Annotated in this window: 14 protein-coding genes; 3 read left to right on the forward strand and 11 right to left on the reverse strand. The window is 47.7% G+C overall.

Translation table 11 applies throughout. From position 1 onward, the window contains the following. Positions 1 to 169 precede the first annotated feature (169 nt). The 8 genes from RQP50_RS19545 to RQP50_RS19580 form a co-directional block, all read right to left on the reverse strand. The gene (locus tag RQP50_RS19545; protein ID WP_315746446.1) at positions 170 to 2,887 is read right to left on the reverse strand and encodes an alpha-mannosidase; all 2,718 of its coding nucleotides are present in this window, start codon (positions 2,885 to 2,887) and stop codon (positions 170 to 172) included. 93 nt (positions 2,888 to 2,980) lie between these two features. Further along, complete coding sequence (locus RQP50_RS19550) at positions 2,981 to 4,267, reverse strand: glycoside hydrolase family 125 protein (RefSeq protein ID WP_315746447.1); 1,287 nt, start codon at positions 4,265 to 4,267, stop codon at positions 2,981 to 2,983. 271 nt (positions 4,268 to 4,538) lie between these two features. Further along, positions 4,539 to 6,023, reverse strand: coding sequence for an ABC transporter substrate-binding protein (locus RQP50_RS19555; protein WP_072729094.1), 1,485 nt, complete (start codon positions 6,021 to 6,023; stop codon positions 4,539 to 4,541). Positions 6,024 to 6,123: 100 nt separating this feature from the next. Continuing rightward, positions 6,124 to 7,047, reverse strand: coding sequence for a carbohydrate ABC transporter permease (locus RQP50_RS19560; protein ID WP_028533372.1), 924 nt, complete (start codon positions 7,045 to 7,047; stop codon positions 6,124 to 6,126). Between the two features lie 11 nt (positions 7,048 to 7,058). Beyond that, positions 7,059 to 7,997 carry an ABC transporter permease gene (locus RQP50_RS19565; RefSeq protein ID WP_065293760.1) on the reverse strand — a complete coding sequence of 313 codons (939 nt, stop codon included), beginning with the start codon at positions 7,995 to 7,997 and terminating at the stop codon, positions 7,059 to 7,061. A 149-nt stretch (positions 7,998 to 8,146) separates the two neighbouring features. Further along, complete coding sequence (locus tag RQP50_RS19570; RefSeq protein WP_021257225.1) at positions 8,147 to 9,718, reverse strand: response regulator transcription factor; 1,572 nt, start codon at positions 9,716 to 9,718, stop codon at positions 8,147 to 8,149. A gap of 81 nt (positions 9,719 to 9,799) precedes the next feature. Continuing rightward, a complete protein-coding gene (locus RQP50_RS19575) occupies positions 9,800 to 11,761 on the reverse strand; it encodes a sensor histidine kinase (RefSeq protein WP_072729095.1) in 1,962 nt (653 codons plus the stop codon). 324 nt (positions 11,762 to 12,085) lie between these two features. Next, entirely contained in the window at positions 12,086 to 12,484 is a 399-nt protein-coding gene (locus RQP50_RS19580) for an OsmC family protein (RefSeq protein WP_028533371.1), read from the reverse strand. A gap of 335 nt (positions 12,485 to 12,819) precedes the next feature. On the opposite strand from RQP50_RS19580, the gene RQP50_RS19585 reads away from it, so the two are divergent. The 3 genes from RQP50_RS19585 (at position 12,820) to RQP50_RS19595 (ending at position 16,067) form a co-directional block, all read left to right on the forward strand. After that, positions 12,820 to 13,695, forward strand: a complete 876-nt coding sequence (locus RQP50_RS19585) for a C40 family peptidase (RefSeq protein ID WP_268624111.1) — start codon at positions 12,820 to 12,822, stop codon at positions 13,693 to 13,695. A gap of 296 nt (positions 13,696 to 13,991) precedes the next feature. Continuing rightward, a complete protein-coding gene (locus tag RQP50_RS19590; RefSeq protein ID WP_315746449.1) occupies positions 13,992 to 14,837 on the forward strand; it encodes a sugar phosphate isomerase/epimerase family protein in 846 nt (281 codons plus the stop codon). 105 nt (positions 14,838 to 14,942) lie between these two features. Continuing rightward, entirely contained in the window at positions 14,943 to 16,067 is a 1,125-nt protein-coding gene (locus tag RQP50_RS19595; protein ID WP_315746450.1) for a Gfo/Idh/MocA family protein, read from the forward strand. Between the two features lie 217 nt (positions 16,068 to 16,284). Here RQP50_RS19595 and RQP50_RS19600 read toward each other — a convergent pair whose 3' ends face one another. From RQP50_RS19600 to RQP50_RS19610, 3 genes are all read right to left on the reverse strand, one after another. Beyond that, positions 16,285 to 16,656, reverse strand: a complete 372-nt coding sequence (locus RQP50_RS19600) for a cytochrome-c oxidase (protein ID WP_072729100.1) — start codon at positions 16,654 to 16,656, stop codon at positions 16,285 to 16,287. 228 nt (positions 16,657 to 16,884) lie between these two features. Further along, positions 16,885 to 17,223 carry a DsrE family protein gene (locus RQP50_RS19605; protein WP_021257232.1) on the reverse strand — a complete coding sequence of 113 codons (339 nt, stop codon included), beginning with the start codon at positions 17,221 to 17,223 and terminating at the stop codon, positions 16,885 to 16,887. A gap of 128 nt (positions 17,224 to 17,351) precedes the next feature. Further along, positions 17,352 to 19,025, reverse strand: a complete 1,674-nt coding sequence (locus RQP50_RS19610) for a glutamine--tRNA ligase/YqeY domain fusion protein (protein ID WP_315746451.1) — start codon at positions 19,023 to 19,025, stop codon at positions 17,352 to 17,354. Positions 19,026 to 19,076 lie beyond the last annotated feature (51 nt).

The following is a 19,076-nucleotide window of genomic DNA, read 5'->3' on the forward strand; positions in this document are numbered from 1 at the left end:
GATCCATGCTATATTGAATGTACAAAGAAACCGTTCCTTTCGTAAATGGTGGGTGGTACTTCCATTTTACTAAAGAACGGTTTCTTTTTGTTTTACATATTTGAAAACAAGGGGGCGTCCCAAGTCTTTTTAGACTTTTGGGACACCCCCTTTCCTATGATCATACGTATTATTTTTGGATACCGAGCGAGAAGATCTCAGCACTGCTCAACGCAACACTTACTTCACGGTTATTCGTAGAAGCAATGTTCTCTTGAACTTCTTCCATGATGTTGCTGCGGTAGAAGCCTTTCGCAGCTTCTGGAAGCGATACGTTCAGAGCAGCTTCTTCATGCTTGAAGTTGAACCAACGGCCGACCATGTCGCCTGTCTCTTCTGCCATCTTCAAGGAGGAGAACGCTACGCCTTCGCCGTTCCATGCCAGGAATGCATGGTTCACTGGGAACTTGCCTTCCTGCACTTCTACTTGGCGTACAACCCAAGGCACTTGGAACGAATGTGCTTCCGCGTAAGCGCCAGAAGCAACTACGTCGCCAGCATGCGGGATGATTGCATATTCAGCCGTATGAACGCCGATGCACTGCGCTTCTGGTGTCGGGAAGTAGCCCCAGTCGCCAAGCTCGCCGGAAGAGCGAAGCAGCGTAACTGCAATCGTGTTCTTGTTGTCTTGCGATACTTCGTATTCGAACAAGCCCTTGTTCGCAACCGTCAAGCCCAGCTTGCCGTCGCTTACGCTGACAAATGTGTGCTGATGCTGATCGTTGCTTGGGTTCTCCCATTCCTTCGCTGGAATGTTGTTGCGGCGTGCCGCTTCAAAGATCGATTCCGCCAAGTGTGTTTCGGACTCAAAGCCGCTTGGGAACAACGCTCTTACGCGGTGATCCTTGGACTTGTTGTCCATCGTTACATGAACATCGACGCGCTTCGCACCACGATCGAGCGTATAGCGAGTGATGATGCGGAATGTAACCAATTCAGTCGAGCGCTGTGCCTTGCGAAGGTTGAAGTCCACAATGTCGCGGCGCTCTTCTTCCAATTTATCGTCAGCGGATACCGGAATGCTCCAGTTATGCGCCACTTCGATTACCGCACGGTATGGCGTATTTTCTACAACCTTGCGCTCTGCCTTTAGCCCTGCCGTCGTAAGCGGCTTGGAGCCTGCAGGCATGCGGAACATGTACTCGTTCCCGATGTCGCCTGCATCTTCATATACGTTCAGGCCAGCATGCGTATGGCCAGTCGACTTGTCTGTCAACGTAAGCGAACCATCTTCCGCAACGACTGCCTTCAAGCGATCATTTTCAAGTGTGAACTCGCCTGTCACAAGGCTAGCCCCTTGCTCCTTCGATGCGCCTGTCACCCAAGCAAGCGTCTTATAACCGAATGCAGGGATGTCTTGTACTTGCAAGCGCACCTTCACTGCACGCGCCATGTATGGCTGACGGAACTTATCCTTCGGCAAGTCATAGCCGAAGACTACGCCCGCATCTTCCCATTCGCAATCCAGCACGTTGCCGTCTGCGTCGACAACTGCGCCTGGTACGATTGGATCCTTCTTCATTTCCGCTGCCAGCTTCATCGGATGAGCTTCTCGGAAGTAGCGGCGAGACAATTCGATTGTCACTTCCACTACGCCGTCGCGATTGTATCCTGTCGAGTTGAATACGGTAAATGGCACAGCTTGCTTGCCGCTATATATGGATGTATCAATCTGCTTCAGCAGGCTGTCTACCGTTTCATTAATAATTGTCTCTGTTGTATGCTTCGACTTCTCGAAGCGTGTCACCATTTCACGGTGCACTTCGTCCACGCTGCAGCCGCAAATGCTATCATGCGGATGGTTCTGCATCAATGTCTTCCACGCATACACGAACAGGTGGTGTGGGTATGGCTTGCCTGCTTGGTGCGCAATTGCCGCAAGCGGCTCTGCTACCTTCTCAAGCAGCGTCTGGTTCTCTGCGTTCATTTGCTTCAAGTACACACGGGAGGACGCTGTATTAACGAGCGTATACCAGCCGTCTGTACGTTGGCTGCGCAATTCGCCGTGTACTGTCTGCAGGTTCTCAGGCAGCTCCTTGCGAAGCTCATCTACATAATCGTTGAAGTTGGAATGAACGAAGTCCACATCCGGGAACAGCTTCTTCGCCACTTCAATCGCTTTGGACAGATCTGTTTGAATCGGCTGGTGGTCACACCCGTTCATGAACAACAAGTGGCGTGTAGATGCGAATTTCTCCGCATTCGGAATTTGCTTGTCCCAATAAGCGACTGCCTGCGGCTCATCCACAGGTACTTCCATTCCGTTACAGTACCAGTTCGCGAACAAAATACCGATGACGCGCGAGCCGTCTGGGGATTCCCAGATCATCTCGGAGAACGGCGATTCATATGCTGCATCTTCCGATACTTGGTTGTTGAATCCAGTCGGCTTAACACCGCGGCCGAATACAGCCACATCAATGCCGGATTGCTTCAAAATCTGCGGCGCTTGGCCCATATTACCGAATGAATCCGGGAAGTAGCCAACCTTGGAAATGTTGCCGCCATACTGCTTCGCATCGCGATGACCGATTTGCATATTGCGCACATTCGCCTCGCTGCTTGTCAAGAACTCATCCTGCAGAATGTACCAAGGGCCGATATGAATGCGGCCTTCTTGAATGTACTTCGTCAGCTTCTCCTTCATTTCAGGGCGAACCTGCAAGTAGTCTTCCAACATGATCGTTTGTCCGTCCAGATGGAAGCTCTTGAAGCCTGGATCGTTATCGAGTGTATCAAGGAGCGTATCCATCAATTCAATCAATAAAGTGTGATGATACTCGTAAGGCATATACCATTCGCGATCCCAGTGTGTATGAGAAATGATATGGGCTGTCTTTTTTGTCATGTTGTTTCCCTCTCTTCCATGATGTGTGTGATAGAGGTGCCAGTATTCCTAATGATCTGACTTTGCTGCATGAGCGATTGGCTTGCTTATTGCTTATTCCCCTTTAAGCCAATGTTCGCGGAAAATCAGTTCTGAGAACAAGCTGTTCGACCAAGCGAACCATTCACGTGTGAACTGTGCAGGATCATCCACATGGAAGCCTTCATGCATGTAACCTGTGCCTGCATCTGTCGTTGTGAGCAGCTCGATCAGGGAAGCAATCTCTTCCTGCGAGTTTGCTGTCAAGCCTTGCATCGACAAGGCAATATGCCAAATGTATTGATCCGGCGTATGCGGGCTGCCGATACCCTTCGCTGCTTTACCGGAGTAGAAGTAAGGATTCTCTTCACCCAAAATGAAGCGGCGTGTATTTTGATAGATTGGATCGTCTGCCGTTGTATAACCAAGGTACGGAATCGCGAGCAAGCTAGGCACGTTCGCATCGTCCATCAGGTTATAGTTGCCGAAGCCATCTGTTTCATAAGCATAGATTTTGCCGTATTTCGGGTGGTGGAAGATGCCGTACGCTTGAATGCCTTCGTCGATTTCTTCCATCAGTGCGCGAGCCTTCGCGGCAAACGGCGCATCTTCATAAACCGTTGTTGCGATTTCTTCCAAGTACCGCAGCACAACAACCGCGAACATGTTGGAAGGAACCAAATAGCCAAATGTGCACGCATCGTCACTTGGACGGAATGCAGACCATGTCATGCCTGTATAGTTGACCGGCATACCCATGCCATTGTTCTTGAGCGTATCTGTCTTGCGGCAATCCATCCGCTCGAAGCGGTATGGCGATTGCGCAAAGTGACGCTGTTCCGTCGTCCACAGATCCATGATGATATGGGCAACCGTCTTATATTCACCGTCAAATAGGGAAGTGTCCCCTGTCTCTTTCCAATACAAATAGGACAATTGAAGCGGATAGCAGAGGGAGTCAATCTCATACTTGCGTTCCCATACCCAGCCGTTCAGCTTCGTTTGGTCACGGTGATGAATTTCATCCAGTGCTACTTCTTGTTCATTAAATGCATTTGCATAAGGGTCGATTTGAATATATTTCAGCTGCTTGCGCACTAATCCGGCAATGACGCGTCGCACATCCGCATCGTCCTTCGCAAGCGGCATGTATTGGCGTACCTGAGCGCTGGAATCGCGCAGCCACATGGCTGGAATATCTCCAGTAAAGACGTAGGATGTACCGTCTTCATGCAGCTTAGTTGTTGTTTGCAGCGTATTCGGGAAGCAGTTCAGGAACTGCTCCATCAATTTCGGGTTATAGGCCAATTTAGTCTTTGCTTCTTCCATCACGCGAAGCACGGCTTGTGGTAGACGTTCCATGTCGGCTCTCTCCTTTTCACTTATGATCACAACGCAAGTGAATTATTTGTATTATAGCAAATAAGATAATTAATATATCAATTATATTGTAATGATTAGGATGTGAAAAAACAACCAATTATTTGTCCAAAATAGTACACAATCAGGTGAAGCGAAGCGCTCCACCTGATTGGATACAAAGGGCTATTCATTTCGCTCTGCACGTTGTTGTCGCCATGCTCTAGTTGTCAAATCTGCTGCTGGGCGAAATTCAATCATGCCCCGATATTGATTACTTCTTGGATGCTTTCCACTCATCCAATTGTTTTTGCATTTCAGCCATTACTTTATCCAAGCCAGCTTGCTTGAATTTCTCAACTGCTTTTGGAACGTAAACTTTAGGGTCTACAGAACCTGTATACAGAGATGCATAGAACTCTTCTTTTACGTTTGTCAAAGCCGTAATCTCAGTTTTCACGCTGTCAGCGTTGAAGTGGAAGCCGAGAAGCGGCGCATTTTTCGCGGAATCGTTGAATTTCGCGAATTGTTCCCATTTGTCTTTAGGGTCAGAAGGCAACTTATCCAAGATGAAGAAGTTACCAAGTGTAAATGCTGGCATATCGTAACCTTCTGTCTTGGCAGGCAAGTATTCTACTGTGCTATCGTCAATACGTTTGTAGTGAACGTCTTCGATACCGTTGTTCACCAGGTTGCGCAAGTACTTGTCAGAGTTGAGCAAGTTCAAGAATTCCATTGCTTTCTCTGGGTACTTGGAGTTCGCGGAAATACCGTGCATCGAACCCATTACAGACCAGTTGTAAACATAAGGCTCTGTGTAAGGAGTAGATACAACTGGATAGCCGAGCGTTTGTGACCATTGGTTGTCTGCGAACGGTTGAGTGTCCGGCATGTCAACGAACCATTTGCCCGTTTTCATTTCATCGCCGTTTTGTGCTGTAGCCGCGTCTTTCTTTACGTAACCTTTTTTGTAGTATTCATGCATCGTCTCGAAGCTCTTCATCATGTCTGGTTGTTCCAGAACGTTGACGAGTTTCAAGTCGTTCGTATCCGTCAATGCTACACCGATTGGCAAGTTTTCGTTAACCAAGTCGTAAGGAACACCGAACTTGAATTGCTTGTCAGCAGACACTGGATACAATCCAGGCTCGCCTGCTTTTACTTTTGCAAGAACTGGCTCCAAATCGTCCAAAGTCTTGATGGAGTTGATGTCGATGTTGTACTTATCAACATATTTCTTGTTGAAGCGGAATACTTTTTGAGCTGGTAGCTCTTTATTTACAGGAATCGCGTATGTTTTACCTTCGATTTTAGCACCTTCCAAGAAGGATGGATGAACGTTCTTTTTAATATCTTGACCGTATTTGTCTAACAGCTCATCCAGTTCATAGAACGCGCCTTTTTTCGCGTTCTGTACATAATCAAATGCCCATGAGGACGTGAAAGCGATATCAAAAGGTTCCCCAGAAGCGGCGATTACCTGCATCTTTTGGTTGTAATCGCCCCAGTCGAACATTTTCATTTTGATTGTAGCGCCGATTTTTTCTTTCGTGTACTCGCTGACTTTCTCCATTACCTTGTCAACGTCTTTTTGCGGAGTACCGATCGTGTACCAGATCAGTTCTACTGGCTTTTCGTCTTTTTTGTCTCCTGCTGTGCCAGCCGCTTCATCTTTTTTATTTCCGCAACCTGCGAGAACCAAAGATGCGACCATGATGAGGCAGAATGTCATCATCAGCATTTTTTTTGCCTTAGCCATTTTGTTACCTCCCCTTTTTGTACCACGCTGAATGTTTATATTATTTCCAGAGGCGGCAATGATCATCGCCGCCATCCGGGAATAACCATAGGGTAAAGAGTTATTCTTTTACCGCACCAATCGTCAAGCCTTGAACGAAGTAGCGTTGGAAGAATGGATACGCACATGCGATTGGCAATGTTGCCAGTACGACAAGCGCCATCCGAGTTGCTTCCTGCGGCAATGTCCGCAGCATTTCGAGCGATTGACCGGAAGAGTTCAATTGTGCGTTCGACAGCAAGAACTGCATACTGTTCTCGATACGCATCAACATGGACTGCAATGGTACGAGCGACGGATTGTCGATATAGAGCAAAGCATTGAACCAGTCGTTCCAGAAGCCGAGTGTCGCGAACAAGCCGATTGTGGCAATCCCCGGTAATGAGATTGGAAGTACAATCGTAATGAATGCCCGCAATTCACCAGCACCATCAATTTTAGCAGATTCGATAATCGCGTCTGGTACCGTCGTATTATAGAACGTACGCATGATGAGTACGTAGAACGCGTTCATGATGAGCGGCAAGATAAGCGCCCAGATCGAATCCTTCAACCCCAACACTTGCGTAATGACCATGTACGTTGGTACGAGACCACCGTTGAACAGCATCGTAAAGAATGCGATGAAGGAGAAGAATCCCCGGTACTCGAAGTTTTTGCGAGATATCGCATAAGCATACAAGCTGATAACCACCAAGCTAATCAACGTACCAATTAACGTAATAAATATCGTAATACCGTAGGAATTGAGCAACTGATCCCCAGCTTTGAAAATGTACTCATAAGCCGAGAAGCTCCATTTTTCAGGAAACAGTGTGTATCCCTTGCGTGCCAATGATTCTTCATCCGTTAACGAGATAACGATAACGAAAAGGAACGGATAGACACAGAGTAGAGCGAATCCACCAGCAATAATATTGAACAAAAGGTTCGTACCTCTGGACAACTCATGAACGTCGCGATGTTTAGTCTTACGCAAAGTCATTCCCCCCTAGCCTAGAACAACGCATTGTCTTTGTTGAATTTTCGAACGATCCAGTTCGAGGTCATGACAAGAATGAATCCGACTAATGATTGATACAAGCCAGCTGCCGTACTCATTGAAATTTCCCCTGTCGCCTTCAAACCGCGATATACGTAAGTATCGATTACGTTCGTTACCGCATACAATGGACCGGAGTCACGCGGAATTTGATAGAACAAACCGAAGTCTGCATAGAAGATACGTCCCACGGCGAGTAGCGTTAAAATCGTAATGAGCGGTGTAATCGCTGGAAGCGTAATGTGGCGAATTTGCTGCCACTTGTTCGCGCCGTCAATCATCGCTGCTTCATAATACGTCTTGTCGATACCAACAATGGCTGCCAAGTATACGACACTGGAGTAACCGACACCCTTCCAAATATTCAGGAAGACGAGAATGTAAGGCCAATACGTCGTATCGGAGTACCAGGATACAGGGTCTTTGCCCATCCAAGTAAGGAATTGGTTCATTACCCCTTTATCTACACTCAAGAAGCTGAATGTAAAGTAACCGACGATAACCCAAGACAAGAAGTGAGGCAGGAACATCCCGGTTTGATACAATTTTGCCAACCGTTTATTCACAATTTCGCTCAAGATGATTGCCATTGCTACGGCACATACAAGACCGATAACGATGAAAACTACGTTGTATAGTATCGTGTTTCTTGTGATGACATAAGCATCATTCGTTTTGAAAAGGTATTCAAAATTTTTAAAACCTACCCATTCGCTTTGCTGTAAGCTGGCAAGGAAGCCGTCTCGGCTGAAACGATAGTCCTTGAAAGCGATCACAGTTCCGAACATCGGCAGGTAGGAGAAGAACAAAAACCACAAGGCTCCCGGAAGAACCATTAGCAGAAAGATTCGATTGCGGTTTAAGCTCCGAAAGGCATTTTTGATGAATTGCATCCCATCATCCCCCGTTGCTATGTTGTACTTATAGGGTAACTCAACTGATGCGCTTCCAATAGTCAATAAACTTTAGATTTGGTGTACAAAATAAAGAAAGGGCTTACACAGCGTCACTTCGCCATGGATGCCCTTTCCAATGCTGGTTATTATGCCAATTCATTCGCTGCACTATGGATCTCTCGATACTCTTTTGGAGAAATGCCAACATACTTTTTGAACTGCTTGTAGAAGTAGCTTTTATCCCAGTATCCAACCTTGGCTGCAATATCCGTCATCCGATAATTTGTTCCTGTCAGCATTTCCTTCGCCTTGTTAATCCGTGTCTTATTCAAAAAATCAGAGAACGTCGACTGGACTTCCTTCTGGAATAACTGCCCCAGATATACAGGGTTAATATTATACACTTGGCTGAGTGTCTTAAGTGAAAGTTCTTCCGCGTAGCGCTCTTGGATATCATGCAGCACCTGTCTGACGACAGGACTCATGTCCTCCGGTTCACTCATCAATTCAATCACATGTGCCGCCACTTGTAGAACATGATCCTTCAAGGCATCAAGCGTCTGAATATGATACACGTCATCGAACCAATCGCGTTCATCATTCAATTGCAGCACCGCTGACCCCTTCACAGACTGTTTCCATGCGATGAGCAGTTCTACAGCGAAGTTCCGCATGTCGCGCGGCGTGACACCGTCCGTATCCGACAAACGCTCGAAATCTGCTTCAAGCTGTTCGCGCAGCCCTTCCTTATTTCGTGCATAGAGCAGCTTCACGTAAGGTTCCGTCTCCGGCTGTACCGAAGAAGGACGCGAGGATCGATAACTCTCAATTTCATCACAATCTATAATACTGTCATCTACTCGAACGAGATGGTATGGCTGCACCTGCTTCGCATGATCGAAGCTGACAGAGGCTTTGGCATACCCCTCCTGCACGCTGCCGACAGTGACTTCCAGCACCGATTGCAGATTCTGCTCCGTCTCTGCCTTCCATTGCACCAGCTTCTCTATCGCTTCCTGCTTGTCCTCACGATTATATAAGCCAAGAACAATCGCCGTTTCTCCGTCCCACTCGCGCACGCAAAATCCACCGAACTTCTCATCCAACAGATGCTTCGCCTGAGAAGCAACCTCATCCTGCTTCATATAGTCCATTTCATTGTCCTTCCGAACCTCAGGACGAACAAGAACGACCATATAATAAGGATGCACGAAATGAATATCCAACAGATCCGCACGCTGCTGCAGCTCCTCCATATGAATGCGGTCACGCAGCCAGCGGAACAGCACGTTGTCGCGCAGGATGTCCCGATTGTGCAGCTCCACCATATGATGCATGCGGGATTGATCCAGCTTCTGAACTGTATTCTCCAGCGTAGAGCGGAATTCATCAATGTTGATTGGCTTCAACAAGTAGTTCTCAACCCCGTGCTTAATGCCTTCCTTCACGTAGACGAATTCATTGTACCCGCTCAAAATAATAAAACGTGTATGCGGATGCGCCTGCTTAACCTTCTCAATCAACTGCAAGCCTGTCATCTTCGGCATCATAATATCAGTCACAACCAAATCGACAGGGTGATCTTTCAGAATGTCCCAGGCGGCCTCTCCATTCTCCGCTTGCCCAACAATACGGAGACCGTAATCATTCCACTCTAATATAGATTGCAATCCTTCAATAATAAACGGCTCATCATCGACTAAGAATACATCGTACATCTATATCCCCCCCAACCCTAGTCACACGAAAGTTTGTCTGCTTTCCATTATGAAGTGGTACTAGAAGTGTTCACCACGCTATTATTGCAGCGGCACCCGAACAGTTGCCGTCGTACCTACATGCAAGGTACTGTCTATCGTCAATCCATATTCATTTCCATACAGAATGCGGAGGCGCTCCTGCACATTCTTCAGACCAAGCGAACCATGATCCTGGATTTGCGGCTGCTCCAGATCATTCTGAATCTCCTGCAGCCGTTCTGGTTCAATCCCCTTGCCATTATCGCTCACCCGAATGATCAGATCTCCCTGGTGCTGCGTAACCTCAATGCGGATATGATTATCCTTCCGATCCAAGACAATGCCATGTACGAGATAATTCTCGATGAGTGGCTGAACCGACAGCTTCATCGTATTATAGCCGCCAAGCCGCTCATCCATATGAATGGTGAATTGCAGCTTGTCTCGATATCGTATTCGGGTCAGCTCCAAGTATCGGCGGCAGTTCTCAATCTCTTCGTTCACGGTAATGATCGTCTTGTCCTTGACCATATGACGGAACATCGCTGCCAGGCTGTAGATCATTTCCCCGACATCATGAGCGCCCTTGGATACTGCCCGCATCCGGATAACCTCTAACGTGTTATATAGGAAGTGCGGCTTAATTTGCGCCTGCAGCGCTATCAGTTCCGCGTGCTTCTGCTTCAATTCGGACTTATACACCTTATTAATGTACTGCTTCAAATCCTCACACATCTGATTGAAACTACCCGCGATGAGACCGAGCTCATCTTCACGCGTAACGGGCAACCTTGCGTTCAAATTGCCTTCCTGCACTTTCTTCATCGCCATCACAATCGTCTGCGTACGGCGGGATAAATGGAGTACCGATAAATAGGTCACCATCAGAACGGCAAATATACAGAGTATCGTCACAATGCCAATCGTATTCTTCAGTCCAGACAAATGATCGGTAATGGCTGCCTCCGGCAATGCGCCTACGACATACAGTCCCAGCTTATTCGTCTGAGAGACCGTTACATAGGAGGACTTCCCATCTACCTGAATCGACTGCGGCTTATTGCGCTCGAGCTTGGACAGTTCCTCAACATCGGCCCATGTCGACGTCCCCTGTGATTGGGAAGCCGGATAGATGATCTCACCTTTTTGATCTAGTACAATCCATTGCTCACCTCGAAGGGAATACCCAATCTGACGCCCAATTCCGTTCGCATTGAAATCAATCGTAATGTGTCCTGCTGTCAGCAAAGATTCTGGACTGCTCACTCGATTCGTGAAGCTGATAAGCGGCAGCTTCTCCGACTCTGACTTAATCACATTGGTCTTTGTAGGAATAGAAGCCTGAGCCTGCTTCTCTAATCGCTTGGATCCATCTTGGTCAAGCATATCGACCAAGCGATCCGAGTGGCGCAGTAAAGGTATATCTTGTATATCGGCTGAAGTTTCTTCCTTTTTACTCTGATTCGTATAAGAAGAGACGCGTTCACCATAGCGATTCATCTTCCACTGCGTATTCATCTGCGGATCTTGGCTCCAGTCATAGAGCCCGCCCTTCACTCCATCACTTGTATACATATAAGCGAACTGCTTCGTAGGGCTGATGAGATTAATATTTTGCAAATCGGGATCCTTCCAGAACTGGAGCATGAAGAATTCCTGCATTTTACGCACATAGAACATGTTGCTCGAGCTGTAGGCATCCAAGCGATAGCGGATATATTGTTCATATCCCTCATTCAGCAAGTAGACGGTATCCTGGATGAGCAGATTATCCTGATACACCTGCTGGACGATCGCCTGGGCTAGATCATTCTTCTGATCAATGTATCGGTTAATGGTATCTACCGTGCGCTGCTGCTCCATGAGTGCGTTGCTGACATCCTTACGCGCAAAGAACTCATAGGCAAACACAGATACCGTCACTAAGGAAGCAACTGCAATGAGTGAATATATCGCAATTAATTTATTAAATAATTTCTTCTTAAAGTGCTTCTGATACATCTGGTGAAACGGTTTCAACAAGGCCTATACCTCCATCCCTTGCCGGCACACGAGCACGGTAGCGGTTCGGTACCGCTTTCTTTTTCCTATACTTCACATTCACAGCTAAGGATAATCACCCTATTCAGCTGCGTGTCTTCAAGCTTTATAATATCATAATCAATATATTGAACATAACTCAAAGTGTGAATCTATTGTTGCATGAGATGGATCTTCGCCCTACCTCTATGATTACATATATAAGACACAAACGATATCTTTTAGAATTATTAATATATTCCAATTTAGGGTGTATGAAGAAACCCAGCATCCTATAGAGGGTGCTGGGTTTTATTGCGGCTTCATTCATTCGTTCGCAAGCCGATCAGCAAAATACATTTCAATCTCTTTGTTCACCAGTCTTAGCAGTGTACAAGTAGTCCGCACTGCACTGAATACTTCGTCGCGTTCTTCCTTCTGAAGTCCAGCTGCTGTTATGTGAAATGTAACGTACAGGAGCTTGCCCTGATCACTCACTTCATCCACCGCATCGACTTGAAGGGACTGTAAATCCCATGCTTTCTCCGTTGCATAACTGCGAATCGATTCCGCAACCGCGAATGCTAAGCTCATCATCCATAGGTCGAAGGGCCTATTTAATGAAGCAGATCCAGACGAATCTGCCTGTTGCCTGATCATGATTTGATTATTGCCGCAACTACCGATCCATTCATGTGGTTTCATTTCTTTTACATGGACTTGCAAGACTGTCACCTCTCCTCTGTTCTATTTCACTATTACAGCGTTCTCCGCGCCAGACCTGAGTTTGCTGCGCCTGTTTTCAGTCGAATTTCGAATAAATTGCAACAGAAATAACATCTACTTACATTTCCATTATTATTTTTTCACAGTTCGTATTCAATTCAAATTTCTCAAATCCCTTGATGTATAAGGGTTAACACTTCGGTTACAGTTTAGTTACAGTTTTGTCATTTTTAATACTTCCAGACTATTGCCAGCTTTTTTAAAATTATGTTAGTCTGGTTTTGTCGATTTTTTAGTAATCAATTTACATTTTTAACAGCTGAGGAGGAGATGTAGTGAAAACCGCCATACGGACTGCTCTTGCAGCAAGCGCAGTCATCGGATGCTTGCTGTTTGCAGATAGCACACTAGGTACGAAGGCTTTTGCTGCCGACGCGCCTAAGCAAGCCACGATCCACGTCAACGGTAATGCCTTACAATTTACCGATATTATTCCCATTATTGATGAAAATCAAAATATGTATGTCCCAGTCCGCGCCTTCGCGGAGCAAATGGGTTACTCCCTGTCTTGGTCCGCTGTCAACTCCAGCGTGAACAACATTGAATTCTCGAATGGTACGACGACTATCCGTTTTCGTACAGACAGCGCTTCTGCCGATGTGAATGGCGAGACGATCGACATGGGTAGCAAGCCTTGGACATACAGAGATAATACATATATTCCGTTTCGCTTTTTGATGAACGCTTTTGATTTGGATTTTGAGTGGACACCCGATTATTTGAAGAGTATTCCTCGCGTTGATCGCGTTCCGCAAAAGAAGTCTGTCACGACCGCTTCTGTACAAAGTGCAGCTTCTCGCATCATCAACACCGGACGCAGTTACCTCGGCGTACCGTATGTATGGGGTGGATCAACGCCTAGCGGCTTCGACTGTTCTGGATATATTCAATATATATTCCGTAAGAACGGCGTATCGCTGCCAAGGACATCCCGGGAGATGTATAATGTCGGATATCGCGTAAGCAATCCAATACCTGGCGATCTCGTATTCTTCGCGAACAATGGCAGCACAATCTCTCACGTTGGTGTCTATATCGGCAATAACCAATACTTGAATGCTTCTTCAGGCAGTGCATACCAAGTCGTAGTGACCAGCATGTCATCTTCATGGTCCAAGCGCACGTATGTCGGTGCCAAGCGCGTTCTATAGTCATCATACGAGACATTCTTCAGCCCGCAGCTTTTGCGGGCTTTTTATTTTCCCGCTGCCAATCTCAATATGTGCAATCGTCCGTATTCTGAAGATACAGTGCGTTCAAGTATTCATTTAATATGAAAACGGTGTCATTATGGCAAATTTAGCACATTGTCCGCGCTTACATAATCTGCTACTCTCGAATCAAACTCACTTCCCATACCTTCTCACAGATGAAATACCGAGTTTCAAGTTCATTATTCCCAAGATACGAAAGCAAGCTCATCACCTTTCGCATAAGGAGGAACAGCATGAAACTGTCTATTGGCGGATTTTCATTCAATAACTTGCGAGTTGAGGGCAAGATGGATATTTTCGCTTATATTGCAACCGTCCATAAACGGTATCAATTGCACGCCATTGATTTCTGGAACGCCTTTTTTGCAGATACGACACGCCCGCTATGGCAGGTTGCGGATGATGATATGCTGCAGCGAATTCGAGACGCTCTTGTGGAGCGTGAGATGGCTCTCGTGAATATTGCGGTTGATCGTGCTCACATCTGGGATCCCGATCCAGAAATACGCGAGGCACTGCATCAGAATGCACTTGCCCATCTTCGCGCAGCCGAAATCATGGGGGCACAGTCTGTACGTATTGATGCTGTTCACCATGGAGATGATGTGCTCAGCGATGAGGCATTTGAATACATCACGATGCGATACCGTGAGTACGCACAGCGCGCTGCTGAGGGAGGGTACTGGGTTGGGCCTGAGAATCATACCGGCTGTGCGCTGCAACCTGACACGCTGGTTCGCATATCTGAAGCAGTAAATCACCCGAACTACGGAATTCTGCTTCATCTTGGGCGATGGAAGCCTACGGGAGATTCCTTCTCACTTCGCATGACGTCATCGGACACATTAGACGCTTATGCCGCGGAAGGCGACCTGCAGGCTGCGCCATGGGTACGACATACCCATGTTGATTATCGCTTGATTGAATCACAGCAGGCCAAGGAACGATTGGCATCATTGAAGAACGCTGGTTATGACGGGTATTGGGCAATTGAGTACAATGCGCCACATGAACAGCTGACTGCTATGGAAGAGGCTATCGGGAAGTTGAAGGGTCATCTGGCTTCATTGCCCGCCTAACAGGGAGAGCCCCGTGTAATTCCTGTTACGCTGCGCCCCCGCAACAGCGCTCCCGTATGCAGATGCAGCCTAGCTGCTTAGAACAGAGTACCAAGGGGGAGAACGATGGAATCAAGACGTATTGCCATCATTGGCGTCGGACAAATCGGCAAGCATCATCTGGATGAATACGCCCGCGTCAGCGGTGCAGAAATCGTTGCTGTATGCGATGTGAATGAAGCAGAAGCTCGGAAAGTAGCCGAGCAGTATCAAGTCCCGCATGTGTATACGGACTTCCGCGAGCTGCTGAAGCGTGATGATATCGAGGCTGTTGATGTATGCCTGCACAACAACTTCCATGCGCCAATCACCATAGCAGCATTGGAAGCAGGCAAGCATGTATATTGCGAGAAGCCGATTGCCGGTTCTTATTATGACGGTGCAGCCATGCTTGAAGCTGCTAAGGCAACCGGACGCATGCTGCATATCCAGCTGGCTACCTTATATAACGCGGAGACGAAGGCCGCAAAGACGCTAATTGAGGATGGGCAGTTAGGCAAGCTGTACCACGCTCGTTCAACGGGCTTCCGCCGTCGTGGACGCCCTTATGTTGACGGCTATGGCACTCCGTCCTTCACGCAGAAATCCATCGCTTCTGGAGGCGCCCTATACGATATGGGCGTATACCATATCTCTCAGCTGCTTTACTTGCTTGGTATGCCTCGGGTAACACGGATTAGCGGACAGACCTATCAAGAGATGGAGATGCTCCAGGAACGCCGGGAAACTAGCAAATTCGACGTTGAAGAGCTCGGCCTCGGCCTCGTAAAATTCGAGGGAGGCTTAACGCTCGATATCATCGAAGCGTGGGCAATCTACTTGGATGGCTTCGAAGGAAGCAGCATAGTGGGCTCCAAGGGCGGACTTCGCATGCCATACCAAACGAGCCAAGGACAGCATCCGTTCAGCTTCCATCATACTGTGTCAGATATGGATCTCAACGCAACAGTGGACGTCCAGGCGATGAATCGTCGCAGACACCTTCTTAATCCGAATGAATGGGCTTATGATTCTTCCCAAGGTCATTGGATTGCAGCGCTGAACGGGATTGTACCGCTGCTTCCTACCGCAGAGCTGGCACTGAATACGATGCTGATCAGCCAGGGCATCTATATGTCCAGTGCGCTAGGACGCGAAGTCACTGCCGATGAGATTATCGCCGAATCGGTATCTACCGCAGTTCGTCTATAGGAATAGGGATCGGATAATCGATTGCATAAATGGCAGAAAGGCAGGATCGGTAGTGAACTGCACCCCAATTGTTAGACACCATCTAGCGATTGGAGGTGCAGTTAATAGCGCTGTTCCTGCCTTTCCTGTTCATTCCGTATACATGATGAAGATGCTACTCCATTCCCTCTCAGGACTCCGACATCATCTCACGCATCATCTTTCACGTACAAGCAGCTTATGATTTCACATTACTCCATACATTAAGGGCAAATACCAAAGCCGCCAGCACTGAAATCACTCCGCCCCCGATCAACAAGGCCGTCGCAGCCGCTACCTCATTAACCGCTAATGCTAATCCAACAAGAAAAATTGGAAGTCCGATGTTGTGCAGCCAGAAATGCACGTTGCCAAGCGAACTATCCCCCGCCTTCGGGAACTTCACGTATACAAGTCCGCTGATGGCGAGCGATACCCATCCCAGCAAGCCGATATGCGCATGAAGCGACGCATATTGAAATTGCTTCGTTGCGCCTGCAATCAGTCCTGCAAGTACGCCGATAACGAAATAAAAAGCAGCCACCTTAATAAATCGCGCTCCGACTGACATCCTCATCCCCATCCTTTACATAATCTCGTGATTATACGTATGAATGAAGAAAATCTATTATTCCACACCTCTTGATAAGTTCATTCTGCCTGTCTTTACATCTGGTTCCATTACTAGATAGAATCCATGCCTCTTACATAAAAGGAAAAGACCGGACTCTCCCAAGAGAATCCGGTCTTGTGGGCAGCTCCATCATTGAGCTGTTGCTATGCAACTTAAGCCTAACGGCTATCCAATAGTCAGCACTTCATGACTGGCTGCTAGTTCGACGAACGTACCCATGCCAGAGATTTGTCCTGCTGCCAGCTTGTCTGCAATTCCATAATGATCAGCACATGTCTTGCAAGCAAGCACTGGCACGCCGAGCTTCTCCAGCTCAGCAAGCTGCAAGGATGCGAGCGATTGAGAAGTCAGCGCGAGCACTCCGCGATTCATGCAGAACACTGCGGCTGGAAGCTGTTCCTGCTGCTTCACAAGTGTCAGGAATGTCTCCAGAATCGTTGCTCCAAGGCCATTCTCAGCAGCACCAATTGTATCTGATGTTAGTAATACGACTTTGCCTTTCATCGAAAGACCTCCTTCATCTTCACGCCTGCTAGATGCACTGTTTCACTATCGAACAACAGCACACCAGCAGGTGTCTATCGCGTCAAGATGCGGCGCTATAGGGGACACAAGGTCACTCCCGTTATTTCTTACTGCTTCGGTAATGCGAACGAGCTCTTCAAGGATACCGTCAAGTTGAACACAGGCTTGCCTGGTTCTGAGCTTTTCGGATCCACATTGAAGTACCCGTGACGGAAGAATTGGAACTTGTCATGCGGCTCCACATCCTTCATATTCGGCTCGATGAAGCCTTGCTCCACCACGAGGGAGTTCGGGTTAATGCGCTCCAAGAAGGACGCGGACTCGTCCTCTTCCTCTTGCTCATCAAGAATGAGCGGCTCGTACAATCGGAACTCAGCCGGAACTGCATGTGTAGCATCCACCCAGTGAAGGGTCCCTTTCACTTTGCGGCCGGTAAACCCGCTTCCGCTCTTCGTCTCAGGGTCGTACGTACAATGGATCTCTACTACATTTCCGTTCTCATCCTTCACGAAGTCGTTGCATTTGATGAAGTAAGCATGCTTCAAGCGCACTTCATTGCCTGGGAACAGGCGGAAGTACTTGTTCGGCGGATTCTCCATGAAGTCATCTTGCTCGATGTAAATCTCGCGAGAAAATGGGATCTGACGAACGCCCATTTCCGGGTTCTCCGGATTTACTTCCGCATCCAGCCATTCTACTTGTCCCTCCGGATAGTTCGTAATGACGACCTTAAGCGGCTTCAATACGCCCATTGTCCGTGGCGCCTTCAGCTTCAAGTCTTCACGCAGGAAGTGCTCCAAATATTTAAAATCAATAACACCGCTCGACTTCGTTACCCCGATCTCGCGACAGAACGTACGGATCGACTCTGGTGTAAATCCACGGCGGCGAAGACCGGAAACAGTCGGCATGCGCGGATCGTCCCAACCGTCTACAACATTCTCGTCTACGAGCAGCTTCAGCTTGCGCTTACTCATCACGGTATTCGTCAAGTTCAAGCGCCCGAATTCATACTGATGCGGCGTCTTCTCCATCTCGCTTTGCTCGACGACCCAGTCATACAACGGACGTTGATCCTCGAACTCAACCGTACAGATCGAGTGCGTTACACCTTCAATTGCATCCTCAAGCGGATGTGCGAATGCATACATCGGGTAGATGCACCATGCATCGCCTGTATTGTGATGAGTAGTGTGCGCGATACGGTAAATAACCGGGTCACGCAAGTTAATGTTCGGTGACGACATGTCGATTTTGGCACGAAGCACCTTCTCGCCGTTGCCGAATTCGCCACCCCGCATACGAGCGAACAGATCAAGATTCTCTTCTACCGAACGCTCCCGGTACGGGCTGTTCTGTCCAGGCTCTGTGAGCGTACCGCGTGTCTCGCGAATTTGATCCGCAGACAGATCGTCTACGTACGCAAGCCCCTTGTTAATCAGCAATACTGCACGATTGTACATCTCTTCGAAGTAGTCAGACGCGAAAAAGAGTCCGTCCCACTTAAAGCCGAGCCACTCCACATCTTTTTTAATGGACTCGACGTATTCAGTATCTTCCTTCAGCGGATTCGTATCATCGAAGCGCAGATGCGCACGGCCTTTGAACTCACGCGCCAGCTCAAAGTTCAAGCATATCGACTTCGCGTGTCCGATATGCAAGTAGCCGTTCGGCTCAGGCGGAAAGCGTGTAACGATATCGTTTACGCGGCCTTCCTTCAAGTCATCAACAATGATGTTGCGTATAAAGTTGGAGCTATGATTTGGATTCGGATTGTCCACCAGTCATCAACCTTTCTTTGCCCTAACACACTTTGTTAATAAATATACCCG

Origin of the sequence: Paenibacillus suaedae, assembly GCF_032337355.1 — a bacterium.
Lineage (GTDB): Bacteria > Bacillota > Bacilli > Paenibacillales > Paenibacillaceae > Paenibacillus_B > Paenibacillus_B suaedae.